Below are 23,667 nucleotides of genomic sequence, written 5' to 3'. Positions count from 1 at the left end.
CCATGACCTAACCCGTCACGTCTCTGCGTTCAATTCCGCCTTTTCGTCCGTCCCGGACTTTCCGGAGAGGATCTTTTGATAGAACAGGCCGATGCCGATCAGCACCGCGCCGAGGCCGATGAACGACAAAGCCCGCAGGATGCCTTCGAGGTTCGCCATGTCGATGAGGAAGACCTTGATCACGGCGATCAGCACGAGGCCGGCGGAGGCCAGGCGGATGCTCTTGGAATCGACCTTAGACCCGACCACCAGCAGCAGCACGCCGAGCAGCAGCCAGATGACGGAATAGGTGTAGGTCTCCGGCTGGAGGAACCCCTTCCAGTCGGCAATACCCTCGCCGTGCCAGTAGCGGCGGACGCAGAGCGTGACCCAGGCGAAGACGAGCGCAACGCCGGTCAGCGCCAGCATGATGACATAGGGCATCGGGCGGCGATTGCGCGCATACCAGGCAAGGCCGCCATAGGCCACGCCGGGCAGCAGGTAGCCGATCAGCAGGAGATCGAGGACCGGCCATTTGCCGAGCAGTTCGCCGGTGAAATACGGATTGAGGCCGATGAAATGGGCGCTCAGCACCGACAGGACCGACAGCCCGCCGACGACCATCGAGCCGTAGCGGAAGACGGGGCTCGGCGACTTCAGATCGAGCGACATCATGATCGCCGAGGCGCCGATGACGAGCAACGTATAGGTCGCCTGTTCGCCGAGCGTCGGCACGGAACTGTCGAGCACACCGCCGTTCATGCCATGGCGCACGAGGATCGCTGCGGTCAGCAGCACGAAGAGGCTGGCGAGTGCCTGGATGAGGTTGCGGATGCGCTCTCCCGGCCAGCGACGAAGCTCGAAGGCAGAGATTGCGAGAAGCACTGCGGGAATGCCGTAGCCGGCGAGAAGCTGGTTGAAGACCGGCGTCTTCGACAGGTTCGCCGCACCGACGATGGTTGGTTCCCAAGCGATACGACCGGCGACGACGGCCGCTGCACCAGCCAACAGCCAGGGCAGCACCGGCCAGGCACGCACACGCGTTGCGAAGACGGCTGCCGTGCCAAGCACCATGAGGCCGAGTGTCGTGGCAAGACCATCCGTCAGCGCATGCAGCGCCAGGACGAGGAAGGCGAATCCGCCGGCGGCCAGCGCCCATTGCGGAATGAAGAGACCGCCCTCCTCCCTTCGTTCGCGCGAAAAAACCTCCGCTGCGGCGAAGAAGACGAGGCCGAGCACAGTGGCCAGCAGGCCATGCTTCAGGTCGAAGGAGAGATTTCCGAAATTGAGGAAGCTGATGGCGAGGATCGCAAAGGGCACGGCGGGTGCCAGCAGGCTCCAGAGCGCCGCGAAAGGGCTTGAGCCGGCCATGCGCAGCCGTACCGCCGCAAGAGCGACGGCGGCATAGGCGACCGCGAGAACCAGCAGCAGGTTGACCGGCACCGAACCGAGAGCCGCCATGGGGATGGTGCCTTCCGCCATCGGCGGCGCGGGAATGACGCCGTCCAGCGCCGGCAGCGCGAGGCTGCCGAAACCGTCGATCAGCATGCCACCCGGCGGGTTTGCCATCGCCACCACGCCGGCGACGGCACCGACCGCGGAAAGGAGCGCCGGATAGATCGCCCAGAAGCGCAGGGCGCCGAGCACAGCCAACGCCATCACGACGATGGCGAAACCGTAATCCGCGCGCGACAGTGCCGGCACGGCACTTGCCAGCAGCAGTGCCGGGAAGACCAGGGCGAGCGCACCGGTCAGCGACACGGCGACGGCGGGTGGGGTGAACAGGCGGTCCAGCGGACCGGCAGAGGCGGCATCAGTCGGCACCGGCACGTCTTCCTCCGCAATATTGCCCGGCCAGAGCAGGCCATGGCCAACGGCCAGCACCAGCAGCGCGACCAGCACCGGCAGGACCTCGACCTTGTCCGCTGCGGACAGGTAGAGCACGGCCCAGAGCGCCATGCCGGCATTGGCGAGCGCCGGCACGACCTGCCAATGGCGAATGCGGGAGGCGGCAAAGGTCGCGAGCCAGGCGACGCTCAGGAAACCGAACAGGCTCCAGGCGCTCGGCTCCTCGGTGGAGACCAGCGCGGGCGTCAGCATGGAGGCGAGCAGGCCGAGGCCGGCAAGCGCCTGCCCGTGCAGCAGTGACAGGCCGATGGTCGCGAAAGAAACGGCGGCGAGAAGGACGAACGCCGCCACCGGGCCGACATAGCCATAGAATTCGTAGGAGACATAGGTGACGGCAAAGAGCGTGATGGCACCGGCCGCCGTCAGCACGCCGGGGATCATGGCGTTCTGGAAGGCGTTGGCGATGAGCGGCTGGGTGCGGCGGCGCACGAACTCGCCGATCGCCATCAACACGAGGCCGAAGATCGCCGCAAGCGACAGCCGCACGGCCGGGCTGAGCAGGCCGGCTTCGATGGAATACTTGACCATGAAGATGCCGCCGAGCGCCAGCGCGATGCCGCCCACCCAGACAGCCCAGCGCGCACCGATGCGGCTTTCGAAGCTTTCCTTCGGCTTAGCTGCGACAGCGGCAGCAGCAGGAACAACGACGTCTTCGGCCGTTTCGTTTGCCACAACGGCATCCGCCGGCGTCGTGCCGCCGAAGATCGACCGGCCTTTTTCCACCTCGTCCCGCGCGCCGCTCCAGGGGCTCGTAAACTCGGTTTGTGCCGGCGCTTCGGTCACCTCTTCTCGCGCTGCCTCCGACGTCTCGTCAGGCGCGGCCTCGATTGCCACCGTCGCCGCCGCTGCGGCTGCCTCGGCCGGAACAGCAACGCCACCCGCCTTCAACGCCTCGACCTCGCGCTTCAGGCGCATCACCTCTTCGCCGATCTTCTGCGCGCTGTTGCGCGATGCATTGAGGGTGTAGAGGGCCAGGCCGATGGCGACCAGGGAGAGGATTTCCAGCATTGCGACTCCAGCACGGCAGTATCCGGGCGGCGAGACTACCCGGTTTTTTCCAAACGCCAAATGGGGTTACGTTTCAGGCCGGCATTCTCTTCGCTTGTCAGCGTGTGAGATTCTCGATCGGGAAGATGGCGCAGGTTTCCGTGCCGTGCGCGAGCAGTTTGCCATTGCCGTCACGCAGCCACGCTTCGGAGGTCGCGATGGTGCGGCCGCGATGGATAATCTTGCCTTCGCAGAACACCTCGCCCATGCCGGGCAGAACGGGCCGCACGAGGTTCAGCTTGAATTCGATGGTCGTGTAGGCCTCGCCCGGCTTGATGACGGAAAAGACCGCGCAGCCAAGTGCCGAATCCATCACCGTCGCCGTCCAGCCGCCATGCACCGTGCCGAGCGGATTGAGGTGATCGACCGATGGCATGCCGGCAAAAACGACGCGGCCATCTTCCACCTCGGTCATGCTGAAGGCGAGCGTCTTGGCCATCGGCGGCGCCGGCAGATCGCCGGCAAGCATCGCCTGCAACACCTTGAGCCCACCGTCACGCTTCACCACGTCAAACGGCAGCGTGCCGATGCCGCCGACCGTCAGGCCGGGATAGATTTCGACCGTCATGCACTCGCCTCTTTCGGTTGGTCGTGTCTTGGCATGCTGAGCGCCTTCAGTGCCGCCTGCACGAAGCCGTCGCGGGCGCTGGCAAGCTCCAGCCCGCGCGGTTCGCAGACATGCCGGTTGAGGAAGAAGGCCGTCAGACGGAACCCTTCGGCAAGGGCTGCGGCATCGGCGGCGTGCCGGCTCTCGTCACCGAGGAAGGCGGGCAGTGCCAGCATCTTGTCGGCCCAGGGCGCACCGGCCTCGCGCGAGACGGCACGGCCGGATTTCGGCGAGACGTAACAGAGGTTTTCCCGCGTGCCGGTGGCGGCGCATTCGAGCAGGCCGAGGCCGAAGCCGAGGTCGTTCAGCACGGCAAGCTCAAAGCGCACGAAGAGTTCGCCGGCATCCACGGGCTCGTGCAGGTGGTCGAGGATGACGGCCAGCGTATTGTAGAGATGGGGATGCGGATCACGCTCGGGCAGGAAGCGTAGCAGTGCCGCCATGGCCTGCACGCCGTAGACGGCGGTTGCCGTTTCCATCAGCCGGCCGGCGCGCAGTTCCAGGGGTTCGATGCGGAATTCGCCTAGATGTTCGTCGAGCCGCGCCCGCCAGGTGACGTCCACGGAATTGCCCGGCTGGAGCACCGGCTGCATGGTCCGCGAGCGCCCGCCGCGCACCATGCCAAGATGCCGGCCGCGGTCGCGCGTCATCACCTCGACGATCACCGACGTCTCGCCATGGCGCCGAACGCCCAGAACGATGGCTTCATCACTCCACTGCATGGCCAAGCCTTACGCCCTCGGCTGGTTGGCCGCAAGCGGGAGCCCTCTTGTCCGAGCACACACCCTCAACCGCCCCTTCGGGCCGTCTTTTCCCCGAGGGGAGAAGGGAGGGGTCCGACCTCCCATTTTCCCCTTCTCCTCGCGAAGAGAAGGTGCCGGCAGGCGGATGTGGGGGGGGACGAACTAACAGGCGCCTCATGCGGCGGAACGACGCGTGGCCCGATCGCCACACCTAAGCCCTTGCCACAGTTTCGCTTTCTTCTCGCCCTGCCGATGCCCGCTTTGCCTTCGAAGAACCGCCCAAAGGCTGCCAAGGCCGAAACTGAAATCGAAATGACAGGTGCCCAACTCATGTGTGTGTCCCGCATCCGCGCTTGCGCGGCTCTCCGTTCCGTCGCCCTCCTCGCGCTTGCCGCCACGCTGGCAAGCTGCGTCACCACCGCCAAACCGGTGAAGAAGAAGGGGCCGGATCCGATGCATGTCGCGATGTACGGGCCGCATCCGGAGGAGCGCTTCCCGCTGCCGGCAATGGACATCAGCCGGGTGGACCCGCAATATTTCCGCCAGCTGGTGGCCTACCAGACGGTGGAACCGGTCGGCACGATCGTCATCGATACGCAGGACCGTTTCCTCTATCTCGTGCAGGATGGCGGCATGGCGATGCGCTACGGCATCGGCGTCGGAAAATCGGGGCTGGAATTCGAGGGTGGCGCGCGCATCGGCCGCAAGGCGGAATGGCCGCGCTGGACGCCGACGCAGAACATGATCGAGCGCGAGCCCGAGCGGAACCTGAAATTTGCGGGCGGCGTGGAGCCGGGTCTCACCAACCCGCTCGGGCCGCGTGCGCTCTATCTGCACAAGGACGGCAAGGACACACTCTTCCGCATCCACGGCACATCCGAGCCGTGGTCGATCGGCAAGGCGGTATCGAGCGGCTGCATCCGGCTGTTCAATCAGGATATCATCGACCTCTATGGCCGCGTGCCGACCGGCAGCCGCGTCGTGGTGCTCCAGCATCAGACGCCGGCCCATGAGCCCGTGCCGATGGCTGCCGCCGACGGCCTGGTGCCACCGGCGGCGATTTAGTCTTTTGGCGCAATTCCAGGAAAGCTGCTTCACACCTCTCCTGGAATTGCTTCGTCACCAGGCGTCTGGCTCGCGCACCATGTGCACGATGTTGGCCGGGTTCATGATCCAGCCGCCGCGAAAGCCCTCGCCGAGATCTTCGACGGCGTCGCAGCGCACGGCGCCGTTTTGCTCGAGGTGGCCGAGCGCCACCGCGTGATCCGGTGTGAAGAGTTCGAGCCAGACTTCCGCCTGGCTGTAGTTCGGCGCCTCGTCGATCCACAGCCGGTTCGGTCCCAGTTCGAAACCCGTGGCCGGCGTTTTCTCGTCGAATGGCTTCAGGCCCACGACGTCGCGGTAGAAAGCGATGGTCGCCTCGTACTGGTGTGACGGCACCTTCATGGCGATGTTGATGCCGCCTTTGATTTCAGTTGTCATGACGTTCTCCTTGTTCTTGCGCAATTCCGGACGCGAAACCGCTGCACACTTTCGCTGGAATTGCCCTAGGTGAAATCCTGCTGTTCTGCGGCGACTACGCCCTTGAGCTCGCTCGGGTAGTAGCCGTCGCGCAGGTTGATGCCGTATTCGACATAGGCCTTCATACAGGCGAGCATCTGCGACCAGCCCTCGCAGTTCATGTACGAGGATTTCTGGCCGCGTTCGTTTTCGCGCCAGCCCGCTTCGGCGATGGTCACTATCGTGCCGCCGTCATCGAGCTCCTTGAAGCGCATCTCGACGCGCGTCTTGTAGGGCTCCTCGCTCTCCTCGATCATGGCGTCCCATCGAAAGGCGATGAGCGCGTTCTCCTCGACCTTGTCGACGATGACCGGCGCCATGTTCCACCAGGTGACCGTGGTGCCTTCGACGAGCGGACCGCTCGCGCCGCCGATCGTGGTGAAGTAGCCGCTCAGCTTTTGCGGATTGACCACCGCGTCGAAAACCTCGGCGACCGGCTTGCCGATCCGCCCGTTCACACGAAATTCCAGCGTCATGCCGTCCTCCTTCGGGGCGATTGCGCCCTCCTCCATCTTGTACCCGGACAAAATATGTTATAAAAACATAACATGTCAAGCGAATCGAAAGAAGACGCCATCTTCAAGGCGCTCGCCAATGGGAAGCGGCGGCAAATGCTGGACGCGATCAAGCACGCGCCGCTGACGACGGGCGCACTGTGCGAAAAGTTTCCGGAGATGGACCGCTGCACGGTCATGCTGCACCTGAAGGTGCTGGAAGACGCCGAATTGGTCATTCCGCGCCGCGAGGGTCGCGAGCGCTGGAACCACCTCAACGCCATGCCGATCCAGGCGATCCACGATCGCTGGATCAGCCAATATGCCGGCCATGCGATGAATGTGCTGTCGGCGCTGAAGGGCGAACTGGAGGGCTGAGGCGCCGCCCATCGGCAGCGCCTCAGCAATATCAGACTTCGGCGGCGATGCGGCCGATCTCGGCGATGATGGTGTTGCGCTCGTCGCCGGAAATGCCCGGTATTTCGACGAAGGCACTGACGATGATCGCGCCACGGTTCGGCGACCAGCCGATGGCGACGTCATTGGCATTGCCGGCCTTGTCGCCGTTGGTGCCGGTCTTGTCGCCGGTCATCCAGTCGGCGGGGAAGCCGGCGCGAAGCCGCGTGTCGCCCGTCTTGTTCATGACGAGCCAGGCGGCGAGCTGCGCCTTCGAGCGCGGCGACAGCACATTGCCGAAGACCAGCTTGTGCAGTGTGTCGACCATGGCGACCGGGGTCGTCGTGTCGCGTTCGTCGTCCGGCGTTTCGTGGTAGTTGAGCGTCGGCTCCGTGCGGTCGAGGCGCGTAATGTCGTCTCCGAAGCCGCGCAGGAACGCAGTGACGGCCTTCGGCCCGCCGGAGGCTTCCAGCAACAGGTTGGCGGCGGCATTGTCGCTCAGCGTGATCGTCGCCTCGCAGAGTTCGGCAATCGAAATGCCATCGCCACCGACGCGCTTTTCCACCACCGGCGCCCACTCAACGAGGTCGGACGTCTTGACGACGATGCGCCGGTCGAGGGTTTCTTCTCCTCGGTCCACACGGGCCAGAATGTGCCCGGCAAGCAGCGCCTTGAAGGTGCTGCACATCAAGAAGCGCTCGTCGGTGCGGTGGCCGAGCCGCGCGCCCGTCGCGAGATTTAGTATGGCAACGCCGATGCGGCCCTTGTGAGGCGCATCCAGCGCCGCAAGCCGCTTTTCCAGGGCGCCATCCGCTGCAACGGCGGCGGCGCCGGTCAATGCGGAAACCGCCGGAACGGCAAGCAAGGCGCCGGCAATCGCCTGCCGGCGTGAAATCGTGATCGTCATGTCATTTTCCTGTCTGTCAACACCGGATGCGCGTCGCGCCGTTCCGGCCCGTTCGAGCCCGCCCATGTCACGACTATGCAAAAGCCAGCGGCCCAAAACAAACGACGATTTCTGCCGGCAGCCATTAGGAAAATTTGGGCTTACTTCCGCTTCATCGCCTCAGCCAGCGCCGCGCCGAATGCTCCTTGTGACGGTGCCGGCTGCTTTGGCGCCGCCTGGCTGAATTTTGGATTCATCTGCGCGTTCTTGTCGTTGCGCGGGGCGTTGTCGCGGACAACGGGCGCACCACCCTCCTTGCGCATGGTCAGCGCGATGCGCTTGCGAGGCACATCGATTTCGGTGACGCGCACCTTCACCACGTCGCCGGCCTTCACCACCTCGTGCGGGTCCTTGATGAACCGGTCGGCGAGTTGTGAGACATGCACGAGACCATCCTGATGCACGCCGATATCGACGAAAGCGCCGAAGGCGGCGACATTCGTCACCGTGCCTTCGAGCAGCATGCCGACCTTCAGGTCCTTGATGTCATCGACGCCATCGGCAAAGGTCGCGGTCTTGAATTCCGGGCGCGGATCGCGGCCTGGTTTTTCGAGTTCCGCCAGAATGTCCTTCACCGTCGGCAGGCCGAATCGCTCGTCGACGAAGACTTTCGGATCCAGTTGCTTGAGGGCGGCGCTGTCGCCCATCAGGGTGCGCACGTCGCGGCCGCAGGCGGCAACGATCTTCTTGGCGACGCCATAGGCTTCCGGGTGCACTGACGAGGCGTCGAGCGGCTCCTTGCCGTTCGGGATCCGCAGGAAGCCGGCGCACTGTTCGAAGGTGCGGGCGCCGAGGCGGGCGACCTTCATCAGTTCCTTGCGGCTTCCAAACGGCCCATTGGCGTCGCGATGCGAAACGATCGCCTCCGCCGAGGATTTACCGAGACCGGAAACGCGGGCGAGCAGCGGTGCGGACGCCGTGTTGAGATCGACGCCGACCGCATTCACCGCGTCTTCCACCACGGCATCGAGCGAACGGGAGAGTTTGCCCTGATCCACATCGTGCTGGTACTGGCCGACGCCGATCGACTTCGGCTCGATCTTGACGAGTTCGGCCAGTGGGTCCTGAAGGCGGCGCGCGATGGAGACGGCGCCGCGCAGCGACACGTCAAGGTTCGGGAATTCGGCCGCCGCCGTTTCCGAGGCGGAGTAGACCGAAGCGCCGGCTTCCGAAACGATGACTTTTGTCGGCTTCGGCGCTGGAAGCTGAGCCAGCATGTCCGCCACCAATTTTTCGGTCTCGCGGCTGCCGGTGCCATTGCCGATCGAGATCAGCTCCACCTTGTGCTTGCGGATGAGGCTGGCCAGCTCGGCCTGCGTGCCGCGCACGTCGTTCTTCGGCGGGAAGGGATAGACCGTCGTCGTCTCGATCACCTTGCCGGTGTTGTCGACCACCGCGACCTTGACGCCGGTGCGGATGCCCGGGTCGAGGCCCATCGTGGCGCGCGTGCCGGCGGGTGCTGCAAGCAGCAGGTCCTTGAGATTGCGGGCGAAGACACGAATCGCCTCCTCTTCCGAACGCTCGCGCATCTCCCGCATCAGGTCGAGCGAGAGCGACATGGAGAGTTTCACGCGCCACGTCCAGCCGATGACTTCGGCGAGCCACTTGTCGCCCGGCTTCGTGCCGACCGCATAGAACGAGGCGATGATGCGCTCGACGGGCTTGACCGGATCGACATTGTCCTGGTCGACGATGATATCGACGGACAGGAACTCCTCGTTCCAGCCGCGTAGCATGGCGAGTGCGCGATGGCCCGGCACCGTCGCCCAGCGCTCGGTTTGGTCGAAATAGTCGGAGAACTTTGCGCCGGCCTCTTTCTTGCCCTCGACCACGCGGGAGCGCAGGAACGCGCTGCCCTTCATGTATTCGCGCAGGCGCTTCAGCAGGTCGGCGTTTTCGGTCAACTGTTCGGCAACGATGTCACGCGCGCCTTCAAGTGCCGTCTTCACGTCCGGCACCTCGGCGGAGAGGAATTTTCCGGCAAGTTCCGACGGCACCAGCCCGCGGTCGGCCAGAATCTGCTCGGCGAGTGGACCAAGACCGCGTTCACGGGCGATTTCCGCCTTGGTGCGGCGCTTCGTCTTGTAGGGCAGGTAGATATCTTCGAGCTCGGCCTTCGTCGTGACGGCGGCGATCTTGGCGGTGAGTTCGTCCGTCAGCTTGCCCTGCCCCGAAATCGAGTCGAGGATCGAGGCGCGCCGGGCTTCCAGCTCGCGCAGATAGGTCAGCCGTTCGGCAAGGTTGCGCAGCTGCGTATCGTCAAGCCCGCCCGTCACTTCCTTGCGGTAACGCGCAATGAAAGGCACGGTCGCGCCCTCGTCGATGAGGCCGACAGCGGCGATCACTTGCGCGGAGGTCGCCTTGATCTCGGCGGCGATCAGGTTCGCGATCTTGAGCGGGGTCGGGGCCATGGGGAACTCCTCTGGGGTGACGCGCGGACGGCGGGGGGCGAACATAGTGCGCGGCTTCCGACAGGCCAACCGAAAGGCTGCTCACAGGCGGGCACGTCCACAATATATCACGTCCGGTGGCCCTCGCTAGAACCATGCCATGGTTGAACATAGGGCACGACCGGCTCTTGGGTTGTAACCCTTCATAAAGTCTTGCCGACTATCCTGCCCGACGTAGCGGCAAAGGGGCCTTCGACATGCGCGGAATATGTCTTGCAGCAGTCTCAATGACGACCCTTGCGGCAGCAGGTCCCGCAGGCGCGGCAACGCTTAACCTGTTGATCTGGGAAACATATATCGACGAGAAGATCCTCGCCGACTTTGCGGCCGAGACTGGCGTCGAGGTCCGCCAGACCTTCTACGACAGCGGCGATGTGCGCGATGAAATCCTCGCCGATCCGAACAGCAATGTCGATGTTGTCGTGACCAACGAGAACGGCGCGAAGCTTTACGGCAACCGCGGTATCATCGCGACGCTGAACACCCAGAATGTTCCATCCCTGAAAGACTATACCGAAGACTGGACGAAACGCTGCGGCGGTTACGGCGTGCCCTACCTCTGGGGCACGATGGGCATCCTCTATCGTTCCGACAAGATCACCACGCCGCCGGCCTCCTGGGGCGAGATGATGGCGCCAGACGAAAGCCTGCGCGGCCACATCGCTATGTATGACGACCATGCCGAGGCGTTCGTCGCACCGCTCGTTCTGCTTGGAAAGTCGGTGAACGCCAACGACAACGAAACGCTGAAGGCCGCCTACGAACTGATGAAGGCGCAGGCGCCCTATGTGCTGACCTACGACTACGTCGTCACCTCGATTCAGAGTGCCGACAAGGGGCCGAACATCCATATGGCGCTCGGCTACAGCGGCGACCAGTATACGCTGAACGAGAAGGTCAACACGCCCGGCCTCTGGCGTTATGTCGTGCCGAAGGAAGGTACGCTTTCCTGGCTCGACTGCATTTCCGTCAGCGAGCGCTCGAAGAACAAGGACCTGGCGCTGAAGCTCGTCGATTACATCAGCAACGCCAAAAACGGCGCGCGCAACGCCGTCAAACTCAACATGCCGACCGCAAGTACGACGGCCCTCGCTCTGCTGCCGGAAGACATGCGATCCAATCCCGAAATCTATGCCGCACCGGAAATCCTGGCGAAGAGCCAGTTTCAGGAGGAGCTGACCGTTCAGTCGGTTCAGGCCCGCCGCCGCATCATCAGCAGTCTGGCTCAATTCAGTGACGCTCGGTAAACGCGCCCTCTCCCTCATTTTTCCGGTCGTCCTGGCGGGCTATGTGCTCGCGGCCTCGCTTATCTACTATTTCCAGAGTTCATCGATCCTCGGGCTCGAGCGGGCTCGCCTCTGGCAGCAGATGGGTTTGCTCACCGCCGTCTTCCAGAACGACGTGACGCAGAACCGCAGCTTCATCTACTCGCTCGTCGAAGGCGGCGCGGTGCGCCTCTTCGTCAACGAGCCGGATGCCGCCTATCGCAACACCGCGCTCGGCGTACGACTACAGCAAAGCATCACCTCGCTCTCCGACGACCGCAAGCGCTTCATCTCGGTCGCGATCATCCGCCCGCCGCTGACCGTCGACTACTATTTCGAAGACAGCGACGATCCGTTTGCCGAAATCACACAGCAGCAGCTCGATCATGCCCGCCAGATGATCGATAGCCCGCGGCTCTCCGCCTGGGCCTATGTCAATGTGCCCGAAATCGAGCCGCTGATCGTGCATTCGGAATTCATCGACCCGCTGACCTTCAATCGGCCCGTGGCGAGCGCCAAGCGTGGCGCGATCCTCGTGCAGACTGCCGTGCGGCCGAAGGCCTTTCTCGACATGAAGCGGGCGCTTGAAAAGGAATATGGCGCGACGATCGAAATCGGCCAGCATCAATTCCTGGCGCAGGGCGCGCTCTCGGCAACGGCGTCGTTGAGCCCCTCGCTCTTCGCCCGCCTGACGCCCGACGCAGCCTTCCTGGAAAGCCGCCTCTCGACATTGAAATCCCTGCTCGCCCTCGGCGCCGTGGCACTGAGCCTCTGCACGATCGCTCTCGTGCTCGGCCTGGTGCGCCGCTACATCACCAATCCGATCGCCCGGCTCGACCGGCAGCTGACAGATGTCATGACCGGCAACCGCAGCGCGCTGCCGGAGATGAACGAAATTGGAGAAATCGGCCGCCTCTCGGCAAACGTCAAGCGGCTGCACGACCAATCCATACAGTCCTTCGACCTCGTGCAGAACGCCTCCTGGACGGACACGTTGACCGGCATTTCCAACCGCGAATATTTCAACATCCGCTCCACGCAGATCCTCGAAGAGGCGGAAGCCGAAGATATCGGCTGCACGCTGCTGTTCATCGACGTGGACAATTTCAAGTTCGTCAACGACAAACACGGCCACAAGATCGGCGACGAACTGCTGAAGACGCTGGCCGACCGCGTCTCGACCATCGTTGACCGCATCGTTTTCGAACGCGGCCTGCCGAACGGCCTCTTCGCCCGGCTATCCGGCGACGAGTTTGCCATCATGCTGCGCTGCCAGCCGGGCGGCGGTACGATCACGGAAATATCGAGCGCCATTCTTGCGCTCTTCGCCGAGGGTTTCGAGGTGCTGGAAAAGGCCTATCCGGTCACCGCCAGCATCGGTATCGCCGTCTATCCGGAAGATGCCTTGACGCTGCCCGAACTCGTCGCCAATGCAGACGCGGCCATGTACCAGGCCAAATCCCAGGGCAAGAACGGGTCGGCGCGCTACTCCCGCTCGCTGCACGAGAAACGCAACCGCCAAACCCGTATCGAGGAAGAGCTGCGCCTCCTCGAGCCGGACAACGAGTTCCATCTCGTCTACATGCCGATCGTCGATGGCCACGGCAAGGTGACGGGCTGCGAGGCGCTGCTGCGCTGGAATTCTCCTGTGCTCGGCAGCGTGACGCCGGACGAATTCATCCCGATCGCCGAAACCACCGGCCTGTTCAGCAAGATCGACTGGTGGGTGATCAACCAGGCGATGAGCCAGCATGCCCAGCTCAAGAAGCTCTTCGGCGCTGAGACGATCCTCTGCATCAACATCTCGTCGGCAGAGCTCTATACCAAGTCGATCAGCACCCATTTTTGCGAATGCGCAGACCGGCACGGCATCGATACCCGCCTGATCGAGATCGAGTTGACGGAAACCTTTGCCGTGAAACTCGGCGAACAGTCGCGCCGCAATATCGAAATCCTGCGCGCCCGTGGCTTCCGCATCTCGATCGATGATTTCGGCGCGGGCTACACCTCCGTGCAGCAGATCATCGAATATCCGGCGGAGACCATCAAGCTCGACCGGGAGCTCGTCGAAAGCCTCTCCCGCTCTGCCGCCCTGCCAACACTACGCGCGCTCATCGCGCTCTGCCACGCGCAGGACATGTCGGTGATCGCGGAAGGCGTCGATACGACGGAGAAGATGGCGCTGCTTGCCGCTGCGGGCTGCGATCTCTACCAGGGCTACCTGATCAGCCGCCCCCTCTCCCTCGAGGAGATCGGGATCTGGGCGATGCAGCGGCTCGTGGAAAAGGCCCGCGAGGCCGCCCACAGCCCGGACAGGCGCTTCCGCGCCTGACCATTTTCACGACTCGCGGCTTCCCGCGAATCTCTGTCCCTTTACCGCTATAGAAGGTCCGTCAGGACCTGGGGAATTCGAGGCCCATCTCGCGGAAGCGGGCCGGGTCGTCGCCCCAGTTCTCGCGCACCTTCACGAAGAGGAAGAGGTGCACGGTCTGTTCGAGGATTTCCGACAGTTCCTTGCGCGAGGCCGTGGAGATCGCCTTGATGGCGTCGCCATTCTTGCCAAGCGCGATCTTCTTCTGGCTGTCGCGCTCGACATAGATCACCTGCTCGATACGCACCGAGCCGTCCTTGCGCTCTTCCCACTTCTCCGTCTCGACATGCGAGGAATAGGGAAGCTCCTGATGCAGGCGCAGGAACAGCTTTTCGCGGGTGATTTCGGCGGCGAGCTGGCGCATCGGCAGGTCGGAAATCTGGTCTTCCGGATAGTACCACGGCCCTTCCGGCAGCTCGGCGGCGAGGTAATCCATGACGTCCTCGCAGCCTGAGCCGGTGGTCGCCGAAATCATGAAGGTGCGCTCGAACTTGACCACCTCGTTTGCGGCGGCGGCCAACTTCAGCAAGTCTTCCGGCTTCACCCGATCGACCTTGTTCAGGGCAAGAATCTTCGGCTGGTGGACCTCCTTGAGGCCCTCCAGGATCGCCGTGGCGTCACCCTTGAGGCCACGCTCGCTGTCGATCAGGAACATGATGAAGTCCGCATCCTTGGCACCGCCCCAGGCGGTCGTCACCATCGCGCGATCGAGCCGGCGGCGCGGCTTGAAGATGCCGGGCGTGTCCATGAACACGATCTGCGCGTTGTTGTGGATGGCGATGCCGCGCACGATGGCGCGCGTCGTCTGCACCTTGTGGCTGACGATCGACACTTTCGCGCCGACGAGGCGGTTGACGAGCGTCGACTTGCCGGCATTCGTGGCGCCGATGAGCGCCACGAAGCCGGAATGGGTCGGGCCAGCGTCGGTCGTGCTGCTTTCAGCGGGGTTTGTGTTTTCTTCGGTCATGATATCCGTCAATCCTGGGGCATTTCCGCGAAATGCTCCATCCCTTGTTTTCTAGCAATTCTCGACAAGCAAAACCGCACAGCACTTTTGCTGGAATTGCTCTAGGCGCTGCCCTTCGGCCAGACGCCTTCGCGTTCCAAAATCTTCGTCGCGGCCGCCTGCTCGGCGGCCCGTTTCGAGCGGTCGATGCCGGTTTCCGGCGCGACGCCCTTGATATCCACCGTCACGGTGAAGCGCGGGTCGTGATCCGGCCCTGCCCGCTCGTCCACGCGGTAGTTCGGCGTCAGGCCGAAGCGGGCATGCGCCCATTCCTGCAATTCGGTCTTGGCATCGCGCCGCGCACCTTCCGCGCGCGCCGCCCTGCCCTGCCAGTTGCGCAGGATGAAGCCCCGCGCCGCTTCCAGCCCGCCGTCGAGATAGATCGCGGCGATCAGCGACTCTACCACATCGGCCCGCACATTCAGCATGGCTTTTCCGGTGAGTTTCTTGACGTCCGCGCCGGTGCGAATGAAGCGATGCAACTCGAGGTCATCCGCGACGGCAGCACAGCTTTCGGCGCTGACGAGCTGGTTCAGGCGAACCGAAAGCTCACCCTCCTTTGCATCGCGAAACGTCCGAAACAGCATCTCGGCGATGCAGAGCCCGAGCACACGGTCGCCCAGGAATTCCAGCCGCTCATAATTGCTGCCCTTGCCCGGACGCGCGCTCGCATGCGTGATCGCGCGATCAAGCCGATCCTTGTCGGTGAAGACGTAGCCGATCAGGTCTTCGAGGACGTTGCGGTTCATTGCGTTCAGCGGGATAGCGCCTTTCATTCAACAGCCTTGAAGAGGCGGTCCCACCGCAGGTTCGTCGGCCACTTCCAGATTTCGCTGAAGGACGTGTCGTTGCCGAGCGAGAAGAAGATCAGGCTTGCGCGGCCGATCAGGTTTTCCGCCGGAACGAAACCGACGTCGAAGCGGCTGTCGGCCGAGTTGTCGCGGTTGTCGCCCATCATGAAGTAATGGCCTTCGGGCACGATGAATTCGCGCGTGTTGTCGCCGACAGTGCCCGGACGGGTGTCCAGCGTGTCATAGGTCACGCCGTTGTCCATGGTTTCGCGGAACACCGGCACGTCTTCGCCCGTGTCGTACTGGTCGTCGGCGCGGAAGAAGCCATTGTGCTCGCGCTTGACCGCCACGCCGTTCACAAAGAGCTCGCTGTCGCGCACCTGGATGCGGTCGCCCGGCAGGCCGACGAGACGCTTGATGTAGTCGATGTCGGGGTTCGGCGGGAAGCGGAAGACGACGATGTCGCCGCGCGTCGGTTCGCTTGCGAAAATGCGGCCGGAAAACAGGTTCGGCGAGAACGGCAGCGAGTACTTCGAATAGCCGTAGGAGAACTTGTTGACGAAGAGATAGTCGCCGACGAGCAGCGTCGGCATCATCGAGCCCGACGGAATGGTGAAGGGCTGGAAAAGCACGGTGCGGATCACCACGGCAAGCAGCAGCGCCTGAATGATGACCTTGACGTTTTCCCACAGGCCACTCTGGGCCTTTTCAGTCTTCTCTGCCACGCCGGATCTGTCCTTATCTGCAAACATGAGGCCCTCTATAGAGGAAAGGTTGTCGGTTGGAAATCGCATCGGTCAAAAAGACGCGAAAGCCGGTTATCCGGGCGTTGCGGCCGGCAGAGCCTCGATGATCACGAAAGCTTGCGCCAGCGGAAAGTCGTCCGTGATGGTGATATGGATGCGCGCCTCATGGCCCGCGGGAAGCATTTGCGCCAGTCTCTCCAGAGCGCCCCCGGTCAACCGCATGGTCGGCTTGCCGCCCGGCAGGTTGACGACGCCCATGTCCTTCCAGAACACGCCTTGCGCCAACCCGGTGCCAAGCGCCTTGGAACAGGCCTCCTTGGCGGCGAACCGCTTGGCATAGGAGGCCGCTCGGTTCTTGCGCCCGTCGGACTTCGCCCGTTCTATGTCGGTGAAGCAGCGCTCCGTGAAGCGCGTGCCGAAACGCTCCAGCGACTTCTCCACCCGGCGGATGTCGATGAGGTCGCTGCCGATGCCGATGATCATAGGGTGTTGTCTCCACGGGAAAGGACGGGCGTGGCCGCTGCAATGCCGGCGCGCTCCAGAAGGCGGGCATGACGGCGCGCCCTGAAGGAGCGCACGACGAAACGCGTGGCGCCATAGGCAAGCACAGCCGCCAGGGTACCGAGAATGCCGGCGCCCATGAGCATCGGCTTCAGCACCGGCTGCCAGAGTTCGGAAAGTTCGAGATGTTCCAACCGATGGAAAAGCTCGCCAGCCGTGACGGCCTCGGCGGTCGAGATGCCGAGCAGCACCTCACCCAGCCGGAAAGTCGCCAGTGCGATGAGCGGGATGGTCAGTGGATTGGCGATGGTCGTCGCAAGTGCAGCCGCGAGCAGGTTGCCCGCCATCAGGTAGGCGAGCGCAAGCGCCAGCAAGACGTGGAAACCGAGAAGCGGCGTGAAGGCTGAAAAGATGCCGGCCGCGACACCCGCAGCCACCGCATGCGGCGAGGCTGAAAGGCGCAGGATTCGCTTGGAGAGGTAGCGCGCCGGACGCGTCAACCCCTTGCGCGGCCAGAAGAATTCCCGCAACCGGGCGGCCCATGTGGCCTTTTTTCGGCGTCTGAACAACATGATGCAGACATAGCCGATCCGTTAGTGGCATTTCAATGGCGCCTTCATGGCGCCAGCAGCGGCGGTCGCCGTGGCGCATTTGCGGTGCGCCACACGGGTCCGTGGATTTTAGTAGGACTTGCGGAAGAGGCCGCGGTCGATCTGACGCTGGCGGTATTCCAGGTCGATCCGGTCGATGGCGCCGTTGAGATAGGCCATTTCGCGGTCGTCGGCATTCGGTACGCGCAGGGCGCGGGCAAAGTTCTTGATCTGCTTCAACATTGGTAAACCTCTTAAGGTTGACCTCCCGAGACAGAAGATAGGATCAACACCCCAAAGGCACCAGCGCCACTATGCCAACACAGCCATGCAACTCGCGCATATCGACTGGTCAAATCTTGGGCAAACCTGCCTTATTCAAGGCAGGCTGCCACAATTTTGCATAGAAACTGTCATGTGAAGACGCGGCTGATCGTCGAGACGCACTGAAGCTCCTTGAGCTGGCCCATCAACTGGTTCAGCTGGCGGAGATCCCAGACCTCGAGATCGATATGCACCTCGGTGAAGTCCGTCGCCACGCGCGTCATCGACATGGAGCGGATGTTGACGTCGCTGGTGGCGATCGTCTGGGTGACTTCGGCGAGCGTGCCCGGCTCGTTCAGCGCGTTGATCACGATGCGCGCCATGAAGCGGGTGTTGTTCGCCTCGTCGAGATCCCACCGTATGTCGATCCAGCGCTCAGGCTCATCATCGAACTTTTGCAGCGCCGGCGACTGGATCGGGTAGATGGTGATACCCTTGTCCTTCTCCATGATGCCGACGATACGGTCCCCCGGCACGGCGCCGCCCGCGGAGAAATGCACTTCGGCATTGCCGGAAAGGCCGCGAATCGGCAGCGCCTCGGGACCGGTTTCCGACGCAGCCGCGTCGAGGGCCGCCTTTGTCTTGCCCGGCAGCTTGAACACCATGCCGGCGGCGCTGCGCATGTTGAACCAGCCGTCGTCCGAGCTGGGCTTCACCGTTACGCGCTCGTCCTGATAGTCCGGGAAAACGGCGCGCAGCACGTCGAGCGAGGAGAGTTCACCACGGCCGACCGAGGCGATCGCATCTTCGACCTCCTTCTGGCCAAGGCGGTGCAGCACGGGTTTTAGGCCATCGCGGGAGAAGGATTTTCCCGCCCGCTCGAAGGTGCGTTCAAGAATGCGGTAGCCGAGGCCGGAATATTGCTTGCGCACGGCAGCGCGGGTGGCACGGCGGATGGCGGCGCGCGCCTTGCCCGTGACAACGATTTCTTCCCAGGCCGGCGGCGGCACCTGGATGCCGGAGCGAATGATTTCCACCTCGTCGCCATTGCTGAGGCGCGTGACGAGCGGCATGATTCGGCCGTTGATCTTCGCGCCGACGCAGGTGTCGCCGATATTGGTGTGGACGGCATAGGCAAAGTCGATGGGCGTTGCGCCGCGCGGCAAGGTGATGAGCTGGCCCTTCGGGGTGAAGGTGAAAACCTGATCCTGAAAAAGTTCGAGCTTTGTATGCTCCAGAAACTCCTCCGGGTTATCGCCTTCCGCCAGTGCCTCGATCGTCCGGCGCAGCATCGTATAGGCGTTGGAGCGGGGCGACCGGACGACCTCGCCGTTCGCCGCGTCCTTGTCTTTGTCTTTATAGAGCGAATGCGCGGCGATACCGTATTCGGCGATCTCGTGCATGCGCTTGGTGCGGATCTGCAGCTCGATACGCTGGCGCGAAGGACCGACAATGGTCGTGTGGATCGACTGGTAGTCGTTCTGCTTCGGCGTCGAGATGTAATCCTTGAACCGGCCCGGCACGACGCGCCAGCGCGTGTGCACGATACCGAGTGCCGCGTAGCAGCCGGGAATGTCATCGACCAGGATGCGGAAAGCGTAGACGTCGGAGAGCTGCTCGAAGGAGAGCGACTTCGACTGCATCTTGCGGAAGACCGAGTAGGCCGTCTTCTGGCGGCCCCTGACCAGCGCATCCTCGAGACCGTTGGTGACGAGCAGCTCGCGCAACTCGTCCTCGATCTTGCGGATCAGGCCTTCGTTGCGCTGGGAGAGCTCTTGCAGCTTGCGCGTGACGGTCTCGAACGCTTCGGGATTGATATGGCGGAAGGAGAGGTCTTCCAGTTCCTCGCGCATATCCTGCATGCCCATGCGGCCGGCGAGCGGCGCATAGATGTCCATCGTCTCTTCCGAGATGCGGGCACGCTTTTCCGGCGACATATGGTCCAGCGTGCGCATGTTGTGCAGCCGGTCGGCGAGCTTGACCAGCAGCACGCGCACATCGTCGGAAATGGCGAGCAGCAGCTTGCGCAGGTTTTCAGCCTGCTTGGCCTTCTTGGAAACAAGATCGAGCTTCTTGATCTTGGTGAGGCCTTCGACGAGCGCGCCGATATCCTCGCCAAACAGCTCGTCGATCTCGGCGCGGGTCGCGCTGGTGTCTTCGATCGTATCGTGCAGCAACGCCACCGCGATGGTCGATTCGTCGAGACGCATGTCGGTGAGAATGGCGGCGACTTCGAGAGGATGCGAAATATAGGGGTCGCCGCTCGCCCGCTTCTGCTGACCATGCTTCTGCATCGCATAGACATAGGCCTTGTTCAGCAAGGCGTCATTGGCGTCCGGCTTGTACTTCTGAACCCGTTCGACGAGTTCATATTGACGCATCATCCTCGGTCGGCTCCCTTCCCCGCACTCGCGGGGGCAAACAAAAAGTGCGCCCCGATCCTATGAGGGGCGCACCGACATTCGCAATATCAAAGGTTTCGGTAAAGAGACCGAAATCAGTAATCGTCACTCTTTTCCGGCGGAACAAGACCTTCGATACCGGCGAGCAGCTCTTCTTCCGACATGCGGTCGAAGGTGATCGTTTCCGGCTGGTCCTCGTCCTCGCTGGACGTGGCCGTCGCGGAATCGGCGTCAGCAACCAGGCTTGCCGGATCGGGCTCGGGCTCATCCACTTCAACATGCTTCTGCAGGGAGTGGATCAGGTCTTCCTTGAGGTCGTCGGGCGAAAGGGTTTCGTCAGCGATCTCACGCAGCGCCACGACGGGATTCTTGTCGTTATCGCGATCGATGGTGATGGCAGCGCCCTGCGAGATGAGGCGGGCGCGATGGCTTGCAAGAAGAACCAGCTCGAAGCGGTTGTCTACCTTGTCAATGCAATCTTCAACGGTGACACGGGCCATTGCCTGTCCTTTGTGATCGAGAATTTCAGGAGTTTGCATGCCCGATACAGGCATCGGGCGCAAAATTCAAGTTTTTCCTTGCCCGCACGTCCGGCAATGGGTGTCGTAAGGTTGCCCATGTAATTTCCGGTTGAACACTGACGTTACGGGAGGTCGAAAACGGAAATATACGATAAATACGTTAAGACGCGGGAACTATTCTTCATTTTGGCACGCCCCGGTTTTGCCGACACGAAATCGGTGGGAAAAATCACTGGCGCAACTTAAGTTTGCTTGGAAAGCGCGCTGCACTGCCCTAAATGAAGATTATATGAAAAAGAGTTAATTCAACTGGATATTGCATCCGGAGCGGATAACACTTTGTCGAAACCCGCCCATTTACCTCAACATCCATTTCAAGGATTGCCTGACATGTTCGATCCTCGCGAGAAAATCGCCCTCTTCATCGATGGCGCAAATCTCTATGCGGCATCCAGAACACTCGGTTTCGATATCGACTACAGGAAACTCCTGAAGGCTTTCCAGAAACGCGGCTATCTCCTGCGCGCCTACTATTATACCGCGCTCATCGAGGACCAGGAGTACTCGTCGATCCGCCCGCTGATCGATTGGCTGGACTATAACGGCTACAAGGTCGTCACCAAGCCCGCCAAGGAATTCACCGACTCGCTCGGCCGCCGCAAGATCAAGGGCAATATGGATATCGAGCTTGCCATCGATGCGATGGAGCAGTCGGAGACGGTCGACCACTTCGTCATCTTCTCCGGCGACGGCGATTTCACCTCGCTCGTTGAAGCGTTGCAGCGCAGGGGCCGCAAGGTCTCCGTCGTCTCGACCATGCAGACCCAGCCGCCGATGATTGCCGACGACCTTCGTCGCCAGGCCGACTACTTCATCGATCTCGGCACGCTCAAGGCGGAAATCGGCCGCGACCCGTCCGAACGCCCGCAACGGGTTGTCGAGCCGGTGGAAACCGCCACTGAGTGAGCCGGGAGCTCCAGAAAAGAACATGCAACCTCGGCTGGAAACAGCCGGGGTTTTCTTTTTTCATTCCAACGGCCTGAAAACCAGCCACTTCAAGGCTTCGTTAAACATCGAATCAATTGCCACCGCCCTGCATTAAGGTTCCTCAAGACTCCCCTGATATTCCCAATACCGGACAGTCATTTCGCATTGGAACATCAGAACTATGGTGGACGCAGTATCCTTCTCGGCAAACAGCTACCGGGCCGCATCGAGCGCGCTCGAAACCCGGCCGGCCGTCGCGGCCCTTGCCGCGCTTGCCCTGCCGCAGCCGGTCACCCAGGTTTCGACTCCTTCGGAAACGGCGGAAGACGCTGGCGATTTGAGCTTCCTCTATGCGCCGAATGGCCTGCCTGGCATCTCCACTCTGCCCGCCTACGCAGTCCCGCCCTCGCAGGCGACGACGGACGCGCGTGTTACTGCCGAGCGCAACCCGACCGCACGCCTCGCCATCGAGAGCACCGAATTCAACAGCCTGATGTCGTCGTTCCTCACGCGGACCCCGAGCGCCAACCCCGCTCCGTCGCCGGACGTGCCTGCCGAGACCAACGGCGCGCAGGCAGCGCGCGCCGCCCAGCAGTCGGTGATCGCACAGCTCTACAGCCAGTTCTAAAAGAAAAAAGCCGAAGAAGGGGGATTAGCCGCGGTCGCGCAGCAGACGCCCCTTCTGGCGATTCCAGTCGCGTTCCTTCTCCGTCTCGCGCTTGTCGTGCAGCTTCTTGCCCTTGGCGAGCGCGAGCTCGATCTTGGCTCGCCCGACATCGTTGAAGTAGACCTTCAGCGGCACGAGCGTCATGCCTTCCCGGTTGATGGCGATACGCAGGCGATGGATCTCGCGCTTGGAGAGCAGAAGCTTGCGCCGGCGGCGGGTCTCGTGGTTGAAGCGATTCGCCTGGAGATATTCCGGCACGTAGGAGTTGATCAGCCAGATCTCACCGCCCTCGTCCGAGGCGTAGGATTCCGCGATGTTCGCCTTGCCCTCGCGCAGAGACTTGACCTCCGTGCCGGTCAGAACCAGACCGGCCTCGTAGGTATCCATGATCTCGTAGTTGAAGCGGGCCTTGCGGTTCTCCGCTACAATCTTCTTGATCGTCGTCGGGCGTGCTTTCGTTATCATATCAGTTGAGCAGGCCGGCATGGCGAAGGGCGGCGTCGATGGCTGCCTCCGTGCCCGGTTCCAATGTCGGCAGCAGCGGCGAGCGCACGGAGCGGCTCATGCCGCGGCTGCGGTTCAGCGCGTATTTCGCACCGCAAACCCCCGGCTCCAGGAAGATCGCCTTGTGCAACGGCATCAGCTTGTCCTGGTATTCCAAGGCCCCGGCATAGTCCCCGGCAAGCGTCGCGTTCTGGAATTCCGCGCAAAGACGCGGCGCGACATTGGCCGTGACTGAAATGCAGCCGACGCCGCCATGGGCGTTGAAGCCGAGCGCGGTTGCGTCCTCGCCGGAGAGCTGGACGAAATCCTTGCCGCAGGTGATGCGCTGTTCCGAGACACGTTCGATCTTGCCCGTCGCATCCTTGACGCCCAGGATCGACGGATGTGCCTTGTGGAGCGCGCCCATCGTCTCCGGCGTCATGTCGACGACCGAGCGGCCGGGGATGTTGTAGATGATGATCGGCAGCTTCACGCTCCCGGCAATCGCCGCAAAGTGGGCAAAAAGCCCCTTCTGCGTCGGCTTGTTATAATAGGGCGTCACGACGAGGATCGCGTCAGCACCGGCCTTTTCGGCGTGCTGGGCGAGGTCGATCGCTTCCTTCGTGTTGTTCGAACCGGCACCCGCGATCACCGGAACGCGGCCGGCAGCGATCTTGATGCAGAGCTCCACCACCCGTTTGTGCTCGTCATGCGACAGCGTCGGCGATTCGCCGGTGGTGCCGACCGGTACGAGGCCGTGGCTGCCTTCGCCGATTTGCCATTCGACATGCGCGGCAAATGCGTCTTCGTCGATGGCGCCGGTATCGGTAAACGGGGTGACGAGAGCGGGAAAGGATCCCTTGAACATCGAGAACTCCTGGGGCCAGAGCCGCCGTTAGGCTTACATGCTTTGGCCGTATTCCGTGGTTAAAAACGCTGGCAC

General features: G+C 62.7%; 23 protein-coding genes. 6 read left to right on the top strand and 17 right to left on the bottom strand.

Annotated elements, in window-relative coordinates; all coding sequences use genetic code 11:
• Positions 1-15: 15 nt before the first annotated feature.
• The 3 genes from ACT6VE_RS05640 to recO form a co-directional block, all read right to left on the bottom strand.
• Positions 16-2,895: a DUF2339 domain-containing protein gene (locus ACT6VE_RS05640; RefSeq protein WP_444797632.1), complete on the bottom strand. Its 2,880-nt coding sequence runs from the start codon at positions 2,893-2,895 to the stop codon at positions 16-18.
• 97 nt (positions 2,896-2,992) lie between these two features.
• Positions 2,993-3,502, bottom strand: coding sequence for a PaaI family thioesterase (locus ACT6VE_RS05635; RefSeq protein ID WP_444797631.1), 510 nt, complete (start codon positions 3,500-3,502; stop codon positions 2,993-2,995).
• Positions 3,499-4,263 carry a DNA repair protein RecO gene (gene recO, locus ACT6VE_RS05630; protein ID WP_444797630.1) on the bottom strand — a complete coding sequence of 255 codons (765 nt, stop codon included), beginning with the start codon at positions 4,261-4,263 and terminating at the stop codon, positions 3,499-3,501. The genes ACT6VE_RS05635 and recO overlap by 4 nt, the downstream gene beginning before the upstream one ends.
• Positions 4,264-4,614: 351 nt before the next feature.
• Between recO and ACT6VE_RS05625 the strand changes: the two genes are divergently transcribed.
• Complete coding sequence (locus ACT6VE_RS05625) at positions 4,615-5,349, top strand: L,D-transpeptidase (protein WP_444797629.1); 735 nt, start codon at positions 4,615-4,617, stop codon at positions 5,347-5,349.
• Positions 5,350-5,403: 54 nt separating this feature from the next.
• Here ACT6VE_RS05625 and ACT6VE_RS05620 read toward each other — a convergent pair whose 3' ends face one another.
• Both ACT6VE_RS05620 and ACT6VE_RS05615 read right to left on the bottom strand, forming a co-directional pair.
• Positions 5,404-5,766 carry a hypothetical protein gene (locus tag ACT6VE_RS05620; RefSeq protein ID WP_444797628.1) on the bottom strand — a complete coding sequence of 121 codons (363 nt, stop codon included), beginning with the start codon at positions 5,764-5,766 and terminating at the stop codon, positions 5,404-5,406.
• Between the two features lie 65 nt (positions 5,767-5,831).
• Entirely contained in the window at positions 5,832-6,320 is a 489-nt protein-coding gene (locus ACT6VE_RS05615; protein ID WP_444797627.1) for an SRPBCC domain-containing protein, read from the bottom strand.
• A gap of 72 nt (positions 6,321-6,392) precedes the next feature.
• Here ACT6VE_RS05615 and ACT6VE_RS05610 point away from each other — a divergent pair, with 72 nt between their 5' ends.
• Positions 6,393-6,716 (top strand): ArsR/SmtB family transcription factor, encoded by a 324-nt coding sequence (locus ACT6VE_RS05610; protein WP_444797626.1) that lies wholly within the window; start codon positions 6,393-6,395, stop codon positions 6,714-6,716.
• Positions 6,717-6,747: 31 nt separating this feature from the next.
• On the opposite strand, the gene bla is transcribed toward ACT6VE_RS05610, so the two are convergent.
• Positions 6,748-7,641 (bottom strand): BKC/GPC family carbapenem-hydrolyzing class A beta-lactamase, encoded by an 894-nt coding sequence (gene bla, locus ACT6VE_RS05605; RefSeq protein WP_444797625.1) that lies wholly within the window; start codon positions 7,639-7,641, stop codon positions 6,748-6,750.
• A gap of 140 nt (positions 7,642-7,781) precedes the next feature.
• Complete coding sequence (locus tag ACT6VE_RS05600) at positions 7,782-10,091, bottom strand: Tex family protein (RefSeq protein WP_444797624.1); 2,310 nt, start codon at positions 10,089-10,091, stop codon at positions 7,782-7,784.
• A 236-nt stretch (positions 10,092-10,327) separates the two neighbouring features.
• On the opposite strand from ACT6VE_RS05600, the gene ACT6VE_RS05595 reads away from it, so the two are divergent.
• Together ACT6VE_RS05595 and ACT6VE_RS05590 are read left to right on the top strand one after the other, a co-directional pair.
• Positions 10,328-11,377: a polyamine ABC transporter substrate-binding protein gene (locus ACT6VE_RS05595; RefSeq protein ID WP_444797623.1), complete on the top strand. Its 1,050-nt coding sequence runs from the start codon at positions 10,328-10,330 to the stop codon at positions 11,375-11,377.
• Positions 11,364-13,727 carry a putative bifunctional diguanylate cyclase/phosphodiesterase gene (locus ACT6VE_RS05590; RefSeq protein ID WP_444797622.1) on the top strand — a complete coding sequence of 788 codons (2,364 nt, stop codon included), beginning with the start codon at positions 11,364-11,366 and terminating at the stop codon, positions 13,725-13,727. The genes ACT6VE_RS05595 and ACT6VE_RS05590 overlap by 14 nt, the downstream gene beginning before the upstream one ends.
• Before the next feature lie 61 nt (positions 13,728-13,788).
• Here the strand turns inward: ACT6VE_RS05590 and era are convergent, their stop codons facing one another.
• The 8 genes from era to rpoZ all read right to left on the bottom strand — a co-directional run bounded on the left by era (position 13,789) and on the right by rpoZ (position 20,566).
• The gene (era, locus tag ACT6VE_RS05585) at positions 13,789-14,733 is read right to left on the bottom strand and encodes a GTPase Era (RefSeq protein WP_444797621.1); all 945 of its coding nucleotides are present in this window, start codon (positions 14,731-14,733) and stop codon (positions 13,789-13,791) included.
• Between the two features lie 101 nt (positions 14,734-14,834).
• Positions 14,835-15,548 (bottom strand): ribonuclease III, encoded by a 714-nt coding sequence (gene rnc, locus ACT6VE_RS05580; RefSeq protein WP_444797620.1) that lies wholly within the window; start codon positions 15,546-15,548, stop codon positions 14,835-14,837.
• A complete protein-coding gene (lepB, locus tag ACT6VE_RS05575; RefSeq protein WP_444797619.1) occupies positions 15,545-16,315 on the bottom strand; it encodes a signal peptidase I in 771 nt (256 codons plus the stop codon). Before lepB ends, rnc begins: the two co-directional genes overlap by 4 nt.
• A 66-nt stretch (positions 16,316-16,381) precedes the next feature.
• Positions 16,382-16,792 (bottom strand): holo-ACP synthase, encoded by a 411-nt coding sequence (gene acpS, locus ACT6VE_RS05570; RefSeq protein WP_444797618.1) that lies wholly within the window; start codon positions 16,790-16,792, stop codon positions 16,382-16,384.
• Positions 16,789-17,382, bottom strand: coding sequence for a DUF2062 domain-containing protein (locus ACT6VE_RS05565; protein ID WP_444797617.1), 594 nt, complete (start codon positions 17,380-17,382; stop codon positions 16,789-16,791). The genes acpS and ACT6VE_RS05565 overlap by 4 nt, the downstream gene beginning before the upstream one ends.
• A 108-nt stretch (positions 17,383-17,490) precedes the next feature.
• Entirely contained in the window at positions 17,491-17,643 is a 153-nt protein-coding gene (locus ACT6VE_RS05560) for a DUF3563 family protein (protein WP_069059331.1), read from the bottom strand.
• 170 nt (positions 17,644-17,813) lie between these two features.
• Entirely contained in the window at positions 17,814-20,048 is a 2,235-nt protein-coding gene (locus ACT6VE_RS05555) for a RelA/SpoT family protein (protein WP_444797616.1), read from the bottom strand.
• A 113-nt stretch (positions 20,049-20,161) separates the two neighbouring features.
• On the bottom strand, positions 20,162-20,566 hold the full coding sequence (gene rpoZ, locus ACT6VE_RS05550) for a DNA-directed RNA polymerase subunit omega (RefSeq protein WP_444797615.1): 405 nt from the start codon (positions 20,564-20,566) through the stop codon (positions 20,162-20,164).
• A 411-nt stretch (positions 20,567-20,977) separates the two neighbouring features.
• Here rpoZ and ACT6VE_RS05545 point away from each other — a divergent pair, with 411 nt between their 5' ends.
• Both ACT6VE_RS05545 and ACT6VE_RS05540 read left to right on the top strand, forming a co-directional pair.
• Positions 20,978-21,553, top strand: coding sequence for a LabA-like NYN domain-containing protein (locus ACT6VE_RS05545; protein ID WP_444797614.1), 576 nt, complete (start codon positions 20,978-20,980; stop codon positions 21,551-21,553).
• 202 nt (positions 21,554-21,755) lie between these two features.
• Positions 21,756-22,202 (top strand): hypothetical protein, encoded by a 447-nt coding sequence (locus ACT6VE_RS05540; protein WP_444797613.1) that lies wholly within the window; start codon positions 21,756-21,758, stop codon positions 22,200-22,202.
• 24 nt (positions 22,203-22,226) lie between these two features.
• Here the strand turns inward: ACT6VE_RS05540 and smpB are convergent, their stop codons facing one another.
• Together smpB and dapA are read right to left on the bottom strand one after the other, a co-directional pair.
• Complete coding sequence (gene smpB, locus ACT6VE_RS05535; protein WP_444797612.1) at positions 22,227-22,706, bottom strand: SsrA-binding protein SmpB; 480 nt, start codon at positions 22,704-22,706, stop codon at positions 22,227-22,229.
• Between the two features lies 1 nt (position 22,707).
• A complete protein-coding gene (dapA, locus tag ACT6VE_RS05530; protein WP_444797611.1) occupies positions 22,708-23,592 on the bottom strand; it encodes a 4-hydroxy-tetrahydrodipicolinate synthase in 885 nt (294 codons plus the stop codon).
• Positions 23,593-23,667 lie beyond the last annotated feature (75 nt).

Origin of the sequence: Shinella sp. (assembly GCF_052438155.1) — a bacterium.
Taxonomy (GTDB): Bacteria; Pseudomonadota; Alphaproteobacteria; order Rhizobiales; family Rhizobiaceae; genus Shinella.
This window is presented reverse-complemented; position numbering and strand designations above follow the sequence as displayed.